This is a genomic window from Mesorhizobium sp. LNHC232B00 (genome assembly GCF_000502435.1).
Classification (GTDB): domain Bacteria; phylum Pseudomonadota; class Alphaproteobacteria; order Rhizobiales; family Rhizobiaceae; genus Mesorhizobium; species Mesorhizobium opportunistum.
Genome location: NZ_AYWP01000014.1, coordinates 159787 through 173080 on the forward strand (window position 1 = coordinate 159787; position 13294 = coordinate 173080).

Annotated in this window: 15 protein-coding genes and 1 tRNA gene; 5 read left to right on the plus strand and 11 right to left on the minus strand. The window is 61.0% G+C overall.

Annotation, left to right across the window (positions count from 1 at the left end):
- Window positions 1-19: 19 nt before the first annotated feature.
- From yacG to X743_RS01000000169105, 9 genes are all read right to left on the minus strand, one after another.
- Window positions 20-217 carry a DNA gyrase inhibitor YacG gene (gene yacG / locus X743_RS150640; RefSeq protein ID WP_023766678.1) on the minus strand — a complete coding sequence of 66 codons (198 nt, stop codon included), beginning with the start codon at window positions 215-217 and terminating at the stop codon, window positions 20-22.
- A complete protein-coding gene (locus X743_RS150635; protein WP_013893693.1) occupies window positions 214-840 on the minus strand; it encodes a Maf-like protein in 627 nt (208 codons plus the stop codon). Before X743_RS150635 ends, yacG begins: the two co-directional genes overlap by 4 nt.
- Window positions 841-863: 23 nt before the next feature.
- Window positions 864-1082 carry a translation initiation factor IF-1 gene (gene infA / locus X743_RS150630; protein WP_006200926.1) on the minus strand — a complete coding sequence of 73 codons (219 nt, stop codon included), beginning with the start codon at window positions 1080-1082 and terminating at the stop codon, window positions 864-866.
- An 87-nt stretch (window positions 1083-1169) separates the two neighbouring features.
- On the minus strand, window positions 1170-1625 hold the full coding sequence (locus X743_RS150625) for a low molecular weight phosphatase family protein (RefSeq protein ID WP_084555549.1): 456 nt from the start codon (window positions 1623-1625) through the stop codon (window positions 1170-1172).
- Window positions 1613-2098, minus strand: a complete 486-nt coding sequence (locus tag X743_RS150620) for a UPF0262 family protein (protein ID WP_023766680.1) — start codon at window positions 2096-2098, stop codon at window positions 1613-1615. The genes X743_RS150625 and X743_RS150620 overlap by 13 nt, the downstream gene beginning before the upstream one ends.
- A gap of 6 nt (window positions 2099-2104) precedes the next feature.
- Entirely contained in the window at window positions 2105-3397 is a 1293-nt protein-coding gene (gene hisD, locus X743_RS150615; protein WP_023766681.1) for a histidinol dehydrogenase, read from the minus strand.
- A gap of 7 nt (window positions 3398-3404) precedes the next feature.
- Complete coding sequence (locus X743_RS150610) at window positions 3405-3839, minus strand: DUF2948 family protein (RefSeq protein WP_023766682.1); 435 nt, start codon at window positions 3837-3839, stop codon at window positions 3405-3407.
- Between the two features lie 194 nt (window positions 3840-4033).
- Window positions 4034-5326 (minus strand): UDP-N-acetylglucosamine 1-carboxyvinyltransferase, encoded by a 1293-nt coding sequence (murA, locus tag X743_RS150605; RefSeq protein ID WP_023766683.1) that lies wholly within the window; start codon window positions 5324-5326, stop codon window positions 4034-4036.
- A gap of 128 nt (window positions 5327-5454) precedes the next feature.
- The gene (locus tag X743_RS01000000169105; RefSeq protein WP_023766684.1) at window positions 5455-5655 is read right to left on the minus strand and encodes a hypothetical protein; all 201 of its coding nucleotides are present in this window, start codon (window positions 5653-5655) and stop codon (window positions 5455-5457) included.
- A gap of 159 nt (window positions 5656-5814) precedes the next feature.
- Here X743_RS01000000169105 and X743_RS150600 point away from each other — a divergent pair.
- From X743_RS150600 to X743_RS1000000172155, 5 genes are all read left to right on the plus strand, one after another.
- Window positions 5815-5889, plus strand: a tRNA-Thr gene (locus X743_RS150600).
- A 175-nt stretch (window positions 5890-6064) separates the two neighbouring features.
- Window positions 6065-7555 (plus strand): hypothetical protein, encoded by a 1491-nt coding sequence (locus X743_RS150595; protein ID WP_198028449.1) that lies wholly within the window; start codon window positions 6065-6067, stop codon window positions 7553-7555.
- 153 nt (window positions 7556-7708) lie between these two features.
- Window positions 7709-8212, plus strand: a complete 504-nt coding sequence (locus tag X743_RS150590) for a hypothetical protein (RefSeq protein ID WP_156934448.1) — start codon at window positions 7709-7711, stop codon at window positions 8210-8212.
- A gap of 244 nt (window positions 8213-8456) precedes the next feature.
- Complete coding sequence (locus tag X743_RS150585; RefSeq protein WP_023766687.1) at window positions 8457-8870, plus strand: hypothetical protein; 414 nt, start codon at window positions 8457-8459, stop codon at window positions 8868-8870.
- A gap of 184 nt (window positions 8871-9054) precedes the next feature.
- Window positions 9055-9378: a hypothetical protein gene (locus tag X743_RS1000000172155; protein ID WP_156934449.1), complete on the plus strand. Its 324-nt coding sequence runs from the start codon at window positions 9055-9057 to the stop codon at window positions 9376-9378.
- A gap of 252 nt (window positions 9379-9630) precedes the next feature.
- On the opposite strand, the gene X743_RS1000000169850 is transcribed toward X743_RS1000000172155, so the two are convergent.
- Window positions 9631-11403: a hypothetical protein gene (locus tag X743_RS1000000169850; RefSeq protein ID WP_051508556.1), complete on the minus strand. Its 1773-nt coding sequence runs from the start codon at window positions 11401-11403 to the stop codon at window positions 9631-9633.
- A 424-nt stretch (window positions 11404-11827) separates the two neighbouring features.
- Complete coding sequence (locus X743_RS1000000169860) at window positions 11828-13018, minus strand: adenylate/guanylate cyclase domain-containing protein (RefSeq protein WP_051508558.1); 1191 nt, start codon at window positions 13016-13018, stop codon at window positions 11828-11830.
- Window positions 13019-13294 lie beyond the last annotated feature (276 nt).

Genomic DNA, 13294 nt, shown 5'->3' on the forward strand with positions numbered 1-13294 from the left:
CATGTCGCCGATGGCCGCTTTATTTCGGCTCGTCGGCGTCCGGCTCTTCCTCGTCGTCACGGGCCTTGATGACATAGGCGCCCTTCAGCCAGCGGTTGAGGTCGATGTCCTTGCAGCGCGTCGAGCAGAATGGGTAGGTCTCGCGCGCCGAGGGCTTGCCACATTCGGGGCAGGGGCGCTTGGGGCGCAGCGGGGTCACTTTGTCGTCGGGGCTCATAGCCGTGGGGACAACCAGTTTTGATGGATCTTGAAGCCCTCGCCCGACAGCAGCGCCACCGTCTCGTAGAGCGGCAAGCCGACGATGTTGGTGTACGAGCCGACCAACTTCACGACGAAGGCGCCGGCGAGACCCTGGACGGCGTAGCCGCCTGCCTTGCCACGCCACTCGCCGGACGCGACATAGGCGTCGATTTCCTCGCGCGGCAGCCGCTTGAAGCGAACCCGCGTCTCGACCAGCCGCTGGCGCAACTTGCCGCCCGGCGTGATCAGGCAGATGCCTGAATAGACCCGGTGCGAACGGCCCGACAGCAGGCCGAGGCAGTTGGCGGCATCATCGAGCGTCTCGGCCTTGGGCAGGATGCGCCGCCCGACCGCGACCACCGTGTCGGCAGCCAGCACGAAGCTTGGCGCATGGTCCGTCTCGGTCTTCAGCGACGCGAACGCTTTCTCGGCCTTTTCCTTCGACAGCCGCTTGGCCAGCGAACGCGGATGCTCGGCACGCAGCGGCGTCTCGTCGATATCGGCTGGCAGGATGCGGTCCGGCTCGATGCCGGCCTGCTGCAGGAGTTCGATACGGCGCGGCGAACCCGAGGCAAGCACCAGCTTCTGCAAAATGCTCATCGCGTTCCGGCCGAGCCCTGATCTTACTTGAAGCGGTAGGTGATGCGGCCCTTGGTCAGGTCGTATGGCGTCATCTCGACCAGAACCTTGTCGCCGGTCAGCACGCGGATGCGGTTCTTGCGCATGCGGCCGGCCGTATGGGCGATGATCTCGTGTTCGTTTTCGAGCTTTACCCGGAACATCGCGTTGGGCAGCAATTCCGTCACGACACCCGGAAACTCGAGGACTTCTTCCTTCGGCATTCGATACCTTTGCTTGGATGGCAATTCCAGCGCCCCGGCTGGAATTTCGGCGGAACCTATATGATAATCGTTCGCTTGTGAACACGCTTAATCCGGATGGTCTGGAGCGACGAACCTGCGGCCGATCCGGGCTTTCAGCCGCTCGCGCACGTCGCGATAGCTGGCCATGATCTGCTCGCGCGTGCCGCCGGCACCGGTCGGGTCCGGTGTCGGCCAATATTCGACCTCGACGGCAAGCGAGCGGGTGAGCTCCAGCGCCGCATGGTGCGCCTCCGGCGCCAGCGTCACGATGAGGTCGAAATAGTCATCCTCGAGCTCGTCCAGCGTCCGTGGATGGCGCTCGCCCAGCGTGAGACCGTCCTCGGCCAGCACGGCATCGACGAATGGGTCCCGCTCGCCGGCGCGCACACCGGCCGAAGCGACGAAGGTGGTGGCGGGCAGCATCCGGCGTGCCAGCTGCTCTGCCATCGGCGAGCGCACGGCATTCATGCCGCACAGGAACAGGATAGAGCGGGGCAGGATAGCCAGGATTAGCCCCGCCAGTGCAGCACGCACACCAGCGTGAACAGCCGGCGCGCCGTATCGAAATCGATGTCGATCTTGCCCGAAAGCCGGTCCATCAGCGTCTGCGAGCCTTCATTGTGCAAACCCCGGCGGCCCATGTCGATCGCCTCGATATGGCTCGGCGTCGAGGAGCGGATGGCGTCGTAATAGCTTTCGCAGATCATGTAGTAATCCTTGACGATGCGCCGCAGAGGCGTCAGCGACAGGATGTGGGTGACGACCGCGCTACCGTCCTCGCGCGCCACGGCGAACACCAGGCGCTGCTCGGCCAGCGACAGTTTCAGCCGGTAGGGACCGGCGCCACTGTCGTTGACGGGCTGAAAACTGTTCTCCTCGATCAGGTCGAAGATCGCCACCGCCCGCTCATGCTCGACATCGGGCGTCGAACGACCGATCGATTCATCGAGTTCGACATCGATCAGTTTTGCGCGGGTTTGATCGGAGCCCGTCATATCGGCCTACGTATTCAGCCGGATGGTGACGGAGCGGCCATGCGCGTCGAGCCCTTCCGCCTTTGCCAGCGCGACCGCCGCGGGCGCCAGCAGGCGCAACTGTTCCGGTCCGAGCTTGAGGATCGAGGTACGCTTGACGAAGTCGAGGACCGACAGGCCCGACGAGAAGCGCGCCGAGCGCGCCGTCGGCAACACATGGTTGGAGCCGCCGACATAGTCGCCAATGGCTTCCGGCGTATGACGGCCGAGAAAAACCGCGCCGGCATTGCGCATCCGCGACAGGAAGCCCTCGGCATCATCTATTGCCAGCTCGACATGCTCGGCGGCGATGCGGTCGACCAGCGGCAATGCCGCGTCGATCGTTGGCACCAGGATCACCGCGCCGAAATCGCGCCAGCTCGCCGACGCCGTCTCGGTTCGCGGCAGGCTCTGCAACTGGCGCTCGACCGCCTGTTCAACCGCCTTGCCGAAAGCCGGCTCGTCGGTGATCAGGATCGATTGCGCCGACGCATCGTGCTCGGCCTGGGCGAGCAGGTCGGCGGCGATCCAGTCCGGATCGTTGCTGCCGTCGGCCACGACGAGCACTTCCGAGGGGCCGGCGATCATGTCGATGCCGACCGTGCCGAACACCTGGCGCTTGGCCGCCGCGACATAGGCATTGCCGGGCCCGACGATCTTTGCGACCGGCTTTATGGTCTCGGTGCCATAGGCAAGTGCCGCTATCGCCTGCGCGCCGCCGACGCGGTAGATCTCGGACACGCCTGATATGTCGGCCGCCACCAGCACCAGCGGATTGATGATGCCGCCCGGCGCCGGCACGACCATGACGATGCGCTCGACGCCGGCCACCCGGGCGGGCACGGCGTTCATCAGCACCGAGCTTGGGTAGCTTGCGGTGCCGCCCGGCACGTAGAGCCCGACCGCCTCGATCGCCGTCCACCGCCAGCCGAGCTCGACGCCGGCGGCATCCGTGTAGCGATCATCCTTGGGCCGCTGCCGCTCATGGTGGGAACGGATACGGTCGCGCGCGAATTCAAGCGCTTCAACCGCCTTCGGGTCGGCCGTTTCGTAGGCGGCCGCAATGTCTTCCTTCGACACCGCAATGCCGAGGCTGGTCAAATCGGCACGGTCGAACCTTCGTGTGTAGTCGATCAGCGCCGCATCGCCCTCGGCACGCACGCGCGCGATGATCTGCCGCACGGCGGCGTCGACGTCCTCGGAGACTTCCCGCTTGGTCAACAGGAAAGCGGCGAAACGCTGCTCGAAATCGGCGTCGGACTGACGAAGCGTGATGGCCATCGGATATTCAAGCCTTGTGGACGGGCCGCGACGTGGCTTCCCACGCGCCGCCGATATCGGCAAGGCGGGCCTCGATGCACTCGACATCGAGCATGATGGTGCCGCCACCGGAAAAGATCAGCTCGACGATGCCGGACGGCTTGCTGATCTCGATGAAGCTGACCGCCAGCAGGGACAGGATCTCGGCCGGCTTGTCGCGGGCTATGCCGTTGGTCTTGGCGCCGAGCACCCGGTCGAAATGCAGTACGGCCTGCCGCCGCTCATTGTGCTGGCGAAACAGGCCCGACTTTGCCTCCCAGACATAGCGGTTCATGGTCAGCACGAAACGCTTGGCCGAAGGCAGGAATTCGAGGTCCGAAACCTTCATCACGGCGTCCTGGACATGGGCCGAGACAATGCTCAGATCCTGATCGTCGAGCGCGATGAGTTTGAGGGCTGCCATGCTGAAAGTGCACCTGAAAGTTGGTTTAAGCCCTCTGTTAGGCGGTCTTTCCGGTCGGTGCAACCGCAGCACGGAATCCGGCCCAAGCAATGAACTGGCGGCGCCATCGGCGGAACCGCTGATCTCCCCCGCAAAGGGGGAGATTGGATGTGGCTTCGGCTTTCGCCAATCGCCAGCGCTGGAAGGCAGTTGCCTTACGCCGAAATCCGCTCGATCACCGCGCCGCAGTTGGAGAGCTTCTCTTCCAGCCGCTCGAAGCCGCGGTCGAGATGGTAGACACGGTTGACCGTGGTCTCGCCTTCGGCGGCCAGGCCGGCAATGACCAGCGAGACGGAAGCGCGAAGATCGGTGGCCATAACCGGCGCGCCTTTCAGCTTCGCCACGCCGTCGACGATCGCCGTCTGGCCCGAAAGCGTGATGTGGGCACCAAGCCGAGCCAATTCCTGCACATGCATGAAACGGTTCTCGAAGATCGTCTCGGTGATGCGCGACTTGCCCTTGGCCATCGTCATCAGGCCCATGAACTGCGCCTGCAGATCGGTCGGGAAGGCCGGGAAGGGCGCCGTCGTCACGTCGACCGGCGAAATGCCGGCGCCGTTGCGCTTGACGCGGATGCCGGAATTGGTCTGCGTGATCTCGGCGCCCGTCTGGGCGATCACGTCCAGCGCGGTCTGCAGCAATTCGGGACGCGCGCCTTCGAGCACCACGTCGCCGCCGGTCATGGCGACGGCCATGGCATAGGTACCGGTCTCGATGCGGTCCGGGATGACGCGCACGCGGGCGCCCGAAAGCGCTTCGACGCCGTCAATGGTGATGGTTGGCGTGCCGGCGCCGGAGATCCTGGCGCCCATGGCATTGAGGCATTCGGCGAGGTTGACGATCTCGGGCTCGCAGGCGGCGTTCTCCAGCAACGTCTCGCCCTTGGCCAGCGACGCCGCCATCATCAGCACATGGGTGGCGCCGACGGAGACTTTCGGGAACACGTAGCGGTTGCCGACAAGGCGGCCGTTCCTGGTCTTGGCGAGCACATAGCCGGTGTCGACATCGATGTCGGCGCCCAGCGCCTGCAGGCCTTCGAGGAACAGATCGACCGGGCGCGTGCCGATGGCGCAGCCGCCCGGCAGCGACACTTTCGCCTCGCCCATGCGGGCCAGCAGCGGGCCGATCACCCAGAACGACGCCCGCATCTTCGACACCAGCTCGTAAGGCGCGGTCGTGTCGACGATGTTGCGGGCGGAGAAGTTGATGGTGCGCGAATAGCCTTCATTCTGCTTCTCGCGGCGGCCATTGACCGAATAGTCGACGCCGTGATTGCCGAGGATCCGGATCAACTGCTCGACGTCGGCCAGATGCGGCACGTTTTCCAGCGTCAGCGTGTCGTCGGTCAACAGCGAGGCGATCATCAGCGGCAGGGCCGCGTTTTTCGCGCCCGAAATCGGAATGCTTCCGGCAAGCTTGTTGCCGCCGACAATTCTGATGCGATCCATGGAAAACGTCCCTCTCGGCCAGAAAAGGCCGGTTCAATCGTTTGAGTATCGGCCCGTCTAGACCATTGGCCGGCGTGGTTCAAGAAATAGGATTTCGCCCACTCCGGTCCAACAGTGGCCGATTTGAGTTAATCTTTTTGTATTTCCTTGGCTCCGCCGAGCCCCTCCGGCCGCTGGTCGGCTTCCCCGGCGCGCCGCTTGTCGGCGTCGCCAGTGCGGCGTGAGCGCGACTGCGCCTTGCGCTTCTGCAGATTGGCCCGCAATTGCTCGGCGAGCCGGTCCTTTCGGTCCGTGCCGCCCTTTTTGGCTTGATTTGTCTTGTCGTTCATCGTCCCGTCCCGCCTGCCTGTCGGCCGACACCCATTCAGGGATAGCCAACATTGTGGCGCCGCCATGTCATTAAAAGCTATCCGGCAAAGGCTTTAACAGAAGCGTTGCACTTGGCCTTGCGCTTGCCGGTTCGATATGGCAGAAGCCCGCCATCAGCGGCTGCGGTAGCTCAGTGGTAGAGCACTCCCTTGGTAAGGGAGAGGTCGAGAGTTCAATCCTCTCTCGCAGCACCAGCCTATCCTTTTGAAATTGCTCAAACCCTTGACACAGAGGGCTTTCTGTCCATTCTGAGGTTACAAATTGTGTAACAAATGGACTGGATTTATGGCTGGGCGCGTTCGAAATCTCCTAAATCGAGACGGTCGCTACTTTGCTCGGCTTGTGGTCCCGAAAGACCTTCGGCCTTTCATGAACGGCAAGACAGAGCTGCGAACAGCCCTTGGACCTGACTATCGAACGGCACTGAAGGCACTGCCAGGCGCTGTCGCTGCCCTTCAGCATCAAATGGCGCTGGGCGAGCGACGTGCAGCCGCGGCAGGGAATCGGGCCCAGGTTCTCGGCCGCTATCCCTTGACGTTGGACCAGATCGCCCTGCGCAATTACAATGATCGCCTCGCGCAAGATGAGAGGCTCAGGAATGCCGGTCCGCAATGGGCCTCCAGCTCTATTGACGATGGCGCTGTCGCACAATTGCGACGGGGAATGGCCGGCCAACTAGACGACAGGGATCTTGCTGAACTGGTCGAAAATCGGATTGACCGTTTCCGGGCGATTGGAAACACGACTGCCGAGTTTGGAACCGAAGAGTGGCGCACACTGGCGCGCGCGATCTGCATTTCCGAATACGAGGCCCTATCCCGTGTCGCCGAAAGGGATGAGGGCGATTTCACGGGCAAGCCGACCCACCCCCTCATCGCCGAGACGAAGCCGATTGAGGATGAACTGCCGCCCGTTCCGCTGAAGGGATTGCTGGTGGATTATATCAAGTCACGCAAGGCAGTTGGAAAGGGCAGGGAGGCCGAAAGGCGCTGGACGTCTGTGTTTGCCAACCTGGCCAAATTCATCGGCCATGACGATGCCAGACGCCTTACAAAGCAGAACCTCTTGGAATGGCGTGATGCGCGATTGAAGACGCTGTCTGCAAAGACGGTTGCTGACGTTGACCTCGCGTCGGTGCGCACTGTCTTGTCATGGGCCGTCAATAACGACCGCCTGGAATCGAATGTCGCCGAACGGGTTCGGCAGGACGCGCCGAAAAAACAGCTCAGCCGCGAGAAGGGTTTTACGCTGCATGAAGCGATTGCGATTCTCCGGAAGGCCCGCGACTACGTTCCCGCGAAAACTGAGAATCCCCGCACTACAGAAGCGCCACAGACAACGGCAGCGAAGAGATGGTCTCCGCTCCTATGTGCTTTCACGGGCGCGCGCATTGCCGAAATCACCCAGCTCCGAAAGCAAGACTTTCGTAAGGAAGGTGAGACCTACGTCATGCGGATCACGCCAGATGCTGGCACGGTAAAGGCGGGTGGATATCGGGACGTGCCGCTGCACCTACAGGTAGTCGAAATGGGCTTCATGGGTTTCGTCGATGCGGCGCCCGACGGCCCCCTGTTTCATGCAAACAGCAAGGATGGGATCACCGCGGCACGCACAGTAGCTGGTCGCGTGAGCCAGTGGCTTCAGGGCCTGGACTTAATCCCCGAAGGCGTTCCGCCCAACCATGCATGGCGGCATCGGTTCAAAACAGTTGGGACAGAGCTGGGGATTTCGGGTCGAATTCTGGACGCAATCCAAGGCCACGCGGGCAAGACCGCCGGTGACAACTATGGCGACGTGACGATTGCTGCAAAAAAAGCTGCGTTGGACAGATTCCCCTTTTTTATTCTTCCACCAGCATAGCTCGGGGTTCGCACCGGCCCCCTCGAAGTGGTGCTCCACCAGCTTTGGCTAGAATAGTGACAGGCGCGTCTGCTAGTCCTCTAGTGGGAGACGTTGTGGGTCGAAGCCAACCATGGACGCCGAGTGGCAAGTGCAACCCCTGGGGAGGGAGTCTTGAACAACAATGCTGTTGTGACATCGAGCATAATTGAAGATGCGTTCTTAATCTCTTGTCTGGTGATCGCGCTCCAGCATGTCGAGCCGGCAATCACCAGGAATCCGGAATGCGACATTTTCCTGGACGACTGCCAGGGCAGCATTGAGACCATGCTCCTCAAGCGGCTTCTCGCTACTGCGGGGATGATCCGCAACATTGTATTTGAAAAATATCCTTCCGACACGAGAGACGACGAATGGAGGATGCTAGCGGATAGGAAGGTCGGTCTGCTTCTCAGGGATGGGCGCGACGATGAGCTGACATTCCGGGAGGCGTGCAACAAGATTTTACATCATCGGAGCTACGCCTTCCCGGCCTCAGTTTCGGTCGTGGGGCTGGCATTGCAGGACTGCGCGCAATTTTCCGGAACGCAGCAGGAGCGCGAGTGGCACGCAATCCTGAACTTACACCAGTTTGCGTCTGCTGCTTATTTTTGCGCAGACATCGAGCGCAGAGTCTAGTGAGGCGGAAAATGAGTGTGGCGTTGTAGGGCTGCGTTGCCTTGGATGGTAAGAAGCCGGCGCGAACTCGGGGTCCACCGTGCTCGCAGTTCCCTCGCGCACAGTGCACAAGAGTTAAGGACAACGAGAAAGGCAAACGAAAAGCCTAAGCATTTTGCCGTGCATACAAAAAAATAACCCATCAGTCGCTCGCTATAACTCACATCAATCAGCGCTCTACGTTGTGAGTTTGAAAGAAAGATCGATGGCAAAGCAGTCAACAAGCAGACCCTATTCCGAAACAAGGCTAGCTAAATTTGTCGAAAAACGAATTCTAGAGCTGAAGTCACGCAAGACTCAGGCGCTGATCTCAAGCGAGGCCGGCTTCGCTCAACATAACATGCTCACCAATATCAAGGCCGGCAACAGCAAGCTACCGCTCGATCGCGTCCCGGCCCTGGCAAAAGCACTTGAGTGTGATCCCGCCTTGCTCTTCATGATGGCAGTCGAGCAGCTCGGCGGTGACACGACCGAATTGGCGATCCGAAAGATTTTCGGGACCCTCGTGACCGAAAACGAGACGGCTTGGTTGGAGGAGATCCGCAAGGCCTCCAACTACTCGGACCCGAGCTTGACGTCGAGGGCCAGGGCTGCGCTCCGAGGGATCTTCGGCAAATGACGGGTGCCGAGGACGAAGTCTCGATTGTCTTCCACCGAAGGCGCACCGCAGAGACGGCGATCACGCCAAATGAAATCGCATGGATTGAATTCATCAGGCTCGCGAGCGGCGATACCGACCCATCGCCTACGCTGAGCCGAGTGCAGACGCTCCGACAGATTTTCCAGGAAGCGAGCAGCTGCCGATGAGCAAGAAGCCTTACTTCAATCCCCTTTGGCTCGGCGCTTCTATACCTAAAAGGCACTGGCATTTTCATCGGCAGCTCTGGCGGCGATACGGGATCGTCCTCCAACCTGGCGAGTTCTCGGACATGGTTCGGGACATCAAGAACGGCTATGCCAAGGCGATCGAGAAGCGATCGAAAAAGGTGTCTATCTACTCGGTCAAAATCGATCGCGTCGGCGAACGGGTCTATGTCCTTTCGGACGGCAAGCATATCATCACCGCCTGGCCGCCGGAGAAACGGCTGAATGAGAAGCGACGCCGAATGCGAGGGCCGGATCACTGACAAATTGATCAAATTCGGACACTCTTAAATGGCGATATGGAGATGTCCGTTTCCTGAGGACATCGAGCTTCCTGCCGCACCTTCGCAGATGCGTCATGTTAGGACGCGGGACAAGCGTGAACGTCTCATCTCAACCATTCGGTCATATTCCAGTTCAAACGGACGAACCCGTGTCTTCGGTGCGCAATGAGCGAAGCTTGCATCAAATCGACGCAAACGGCGTTGTCCGGAACCAACGCAGATTGTGCGACCTCAACAGCTCAATACGTCCAACGCCCTTTGTGCCGTGACGAGGTCGACGATTGGATACCTAGTGTTAAATGTGTGGACCACCGCTTCCAGACGTGTCGCGGCCTCATGGACATGACCTTGACGTGCCAGAACTAGCGCAAGTTGCGTTACGGCGCGAAGCTCGAAGAGTTTCGCTTGCTGCCGACGGGCTGTGAAAATTGCTGTTTCGAATAGGTGCGCGGCACCTGTCAGGTCACCTCTGCTCGCGGCGATTTGGCCTCGTAAGCGAATACATTCGGCCAGGCAACTCGCTTCGTCCGTATCGAAAACGAGGGTATCGACATCATCAAGCATTTGCGATGCGTCTTCGATGCGACCGGCACGCAGGAGAAGATCACAAAGTTCGCATGCTTTCTCAGGGGTATGAAATACGACACCCTGCCCACGCCAAAGAACCATACTCTCCCGGACGTCATCGATGCCGGCATCGAGCTCACCTAGATGCGAACGGGCATGGCCACGCCACCTGATGCCGCCGCTTCGACGCGCGGTGTAACCATGCCGTTCGCAAATCTTGACGATCTTCGTAGCTTTCTCAAGGAGTTCCTCGTATTGACCGAGTAGCGCGCACAACTCGCACTGAGCGAGAAGATACCAGGCGAGGTCGAAGGGCTTATCCAGCTGGTCAAAGGTTCGAACCAAGCGCTCTTTCTCTTCGACTGCAGCATCAAAGAAACCCAATATGGTCAGCGAATCGCTAAGATAGATCTGGGTAGAGACACGTTGATCGGCACCGGCGAGCAAAATACGACGACTTGGGTCAACGCGATCGATCAGAACCAAGGCCTTGCGCAAGGCCGCCTCTCCCAGTGCTGGTTCTCCGCGGTTGAGATGAGCAATCCCCTTTGTTGCCCAAAGACCACTCAGATAAGCCGCTGGAAGGCGACCGTTAAAGGTTGCGATCTGCTCTTCGGCTAGGGTCAGGTAATCGTGATTGCGCCCACTGGCATAAAAAAATGGAGCGAGCGAAAGCGCAACGTCACATTGCAATTCGACCGATGCAGTGTTCGCGGCGGCAAGACGTGCATCTTCAAGCGTCTTCCCGAGGCGCTCAGAACGATACCCTTCAGCCTGCATCAAGGCATTGGCCATCGCAAGGTGGAGACGTGTCATCCGTTCGCCGCCTCCGGACACATCGCCAAGTCTTCGGCTGCAGTCAATAGCACTGGAAAAGTGCGACACGGCTTCCCGAGTGGCAGCTCTGGCCACGGCTGCCTCTCCCGCCTTTTGCCAGTGATCGAGCGCGCGCGCCCAATCCCCGGCTTCCTGAAGGTGATGCGCGAGGAGTTCGGGGTGCGCTTCAGTGTTTTCGGTCCACCTTTCCTCCAACGTATATGCGACACGCTTATGTAGCTCCTGGCGTTTGGCGCGCAGCAGCGTGCCATAGGCTGCGTCCTGAACGAGCGCATGCTTGAAGAGATAAGTGGCCATTGGCCGCGTCCCTCGGCAGAACACCAGACCGGCGCCGACGAGTTGATCCAGGGCGCCATCTAGCTCAACGGTATTTCCCTGTGCGACCGCTGCCAGCAATTCGTAGGAGAACTCCCGACCGAGAACCGCGCCGACCTGTGCGACCTCCTTAACGGCTGAGCCGAGGCGATCGAGCCGCGCCATCAACGAAGCATGCAGCGTGGCGGGAACATTCAACGCCGTCGCGGCAGCTCTTGAGAGCACCGTCCTAGCGTTGCCGCTTTCCAACACCGCCTTGGTCAGCTCCTCGACGAACAGTGGCACCCCATCAGTGCGCTCGATGATCTCCGCGACAACGTCGCTCGGCAGCTCCCCGCTGCCAACGACCCGCTGGACCAGCGCGGCNCCGTGCGCTCGATGATCTCCGCGACAACGTCGCTCGGCAGCTCCCCGCTGCCAACGACCCGCTGGACCAGCGCGGCGCCTTCACGACGGTCGAGTCGATTGAGGACCAGAACGGTGACGTGCGCCTGCCCGGTCCACGGCGGTTGAAACTCGGGGCGGAACGTGAGGAGAAGCAACACCGGCAGGCGCGGCACCCGCTCGATGACCAGGTCGAGCAGCTCGCGCGAGCTCGGGTCAATCCAGTGGACGTCCTCGAAGAGCATCAGCACCGGACCTTGTCGCGCCAGGTCTTCGAGCTGCCGGAGCAGCGCATCGAAGGTTTTCTCTTTCTTACGCTGGGGCGTCAGTTGGAGAGGCGGGAAGCGGCCTTCGGTCGGCAAGGACAGTAGGTCGGCCAGCAGNCAATAAGGGCCGCAAGCTTATCCAGCTTGCTATCAGGCGGATCGTCGCGCTCCAACCCGGCGGCACGTTCTAGCTGCGCAATGGTCGGGTGGAGCGCGCTGTCTTGATGGTGCGGCGAACAGAAATAGCGCAATCGGGTGTGTGGCTCATTCTGGATCCGTTCCTGCAAGGTGACGGTGAGGCGCGACTTTCCGATGCCGGGCTCGCCTGAGAGCAGCACCACTCGACCCTCACCACTTTTGGCGCGATGCCAGTGTCGCTGCAGCAGATCGACCTCCTCCTCACGCCCGACCAGCGGCGTCGGCGTCGTCCCATGCAGCGCCTCGAACCGGCTTTCGACGGCGCTCTCACGAACCACTTGATAAGGATGGATCGGCTCCGGAAAGCCTTTTACCTCGACGGCGCCAAGATCACGATATTCGAAAAGATCGCCGACCAGCTGCCGCGTTTGCGGCCCGATCACGACCGCGTCGGGTTCAGCAAGAGCTTGCAGCCGGGCGGCGAGGTTCGGCGTCTCGCCCACGACGCCGCGCTCTTGCCCATCGCCGGCGGTGATCAGATCGCCAACGACGACCTGTCCGGTGCCGATGCCGATACGAACCTGCAATGGCTCGGGCTCTGGGAGTCGCCTAACGGCATCGACGAGCGCAAGGCCAGCGCGCACCGCCTGCTCGGCGGCGTTCTCGTGCGCCTGCGGGTAGCCGAAATACACCAAAACGCCGTCGCCCATATACTTGGCGACGAAGCCGCCGAAGTGAGGGACGATATCGGCGACACAACGGTGATACGCTCCGATGGTCTCGCGCAGGTCCTCTGGATCCAGACGCGTCGCCAAGGCCGTCGAGGCGACGAGATCGATGAACATAACAGTCAGCTGTCGACGTTCCGCGCTTAGCTCCCGGGTGCGGCTCTGAACCGCGATGTCATCGGTGCTCGCGCCGGGATGACTTGGCGACGGCCCCAACCCCACTACCGCCTTGCGGAATCGCTTGCGATGACCGAGGAGCATACCGAGCTTCTCAAGGTCGGCATCGGTCAGCTCCGGCAGGACTTCCGCGTCGATCGCGTTGTCGCGGAATGCCTGCTCGTATTGCTGGAGGCCGAGGCCTCGCAACCAAGCGGCAACGTCCACACAGCTCTCCCAAGGCTGAATTCGGATCCCTTAGCCGCAATATTAACTCAGATGCCAGGGAAATGCTGTAGACTCGGATTTCTATCGAAGCTGGAGGTCCCTGTCGGAGAATTAGAGGCTTGGAGTCCGACATGGTTACCGCGACGGTGACAGCTTTTGGCAGCAAGCGGACGATACGCTCCTAGTGATCAAGGGTCCGCAGGTCACGACTTCCCATTCAACTTCTCGAAACGAAGGGCGCAGAAGTGTCCGAACTCGGTAGCTCGTTGGGTGTTG

What these genes read in the sequence shown, in the direction of transcription:
- murA (WP_023766683.1), bottom strand. Translation starts at nt 5,326, where the DNA reads ATGGATCGCATCAGAATTGTCGGCGGCAACAAGCTTGCCGGAAGCATT.
- X743_RS150595 (WP_198028449.1), top strand. Translation starts at nt 6,065, where the DNA reads ATGAACGGCAAGACAGAGCTGCGAACAGCCCTTGGACCTGACTATCGA.
- hisD (WP_023766681.1), bottom strand. Translation starts at nt 3,397, where the DNA reads ATGGCCATCACGCTTCGTCAGTCCGACGCCGATTTCGAGCAGCGTTTC.
- X743_RS150635 (WP_013893693.1), bottom strand. Translation starts at nt 840, where the DNA reads ATGAGCATTTTGCAGAAGCTGGTGCTTGCCTCGGGTTCGCCGCGCCGT.
- X743_RS150620 (WP_023766680.1), bottom strand. Translation starts at nt 2,098, where the DNA reads ATGACGGGCTCCGATCAAACCCGCGCAAAACTGATCGATGTCGAACTC.
- X743_RS150585 (WP_023766687.1), top strand. Translation starts at nt 8,457, where the DNA reads ATGGCAAAGCAGTCAACAAGCAGACCCTATTCCGAAACAAGGCTAGCT.
- infA (WP_006200926.1), bottom strand. Translation starts at nt 1,082, where the DNA reads ATGCCGAAGGAAGAAGTCCTCGAGTTTCCGGGTGTCGTGACGGAATTG.
- yacG (WP_023766678.1), bottom strand. Translation starts at nt 217, where the DNA reads ATGAGCCCCGACGACAAAGTGACCCCGCTGCGCCCCAAGCGCCCCTGC.
- X743_RS01000000169105 (WP_023766684.1), bottom strand. Translation starts at nt 5,655, where the DNA reads ATGAACGACAAGACAAATCAAGCCAAAAAGGGCGGCACGGACCGAAAG.
- X743_RS150610 (WP_023766682.1), bottom strand. Translation starts at nt 3,839, where the DNA reads ATGGCAGCCCTCAAACTCATCGCGCTCGACGATCAGGATCTGAGCATT.
- X743_RS1000000172155 (WP_156934449.1), top strand. Translation starts at nt 9,055, where the DNA reads ATGAGCAAGAAGCCTTACTTCAATCCCCTTTGGCTCGGCGCTTCTATA.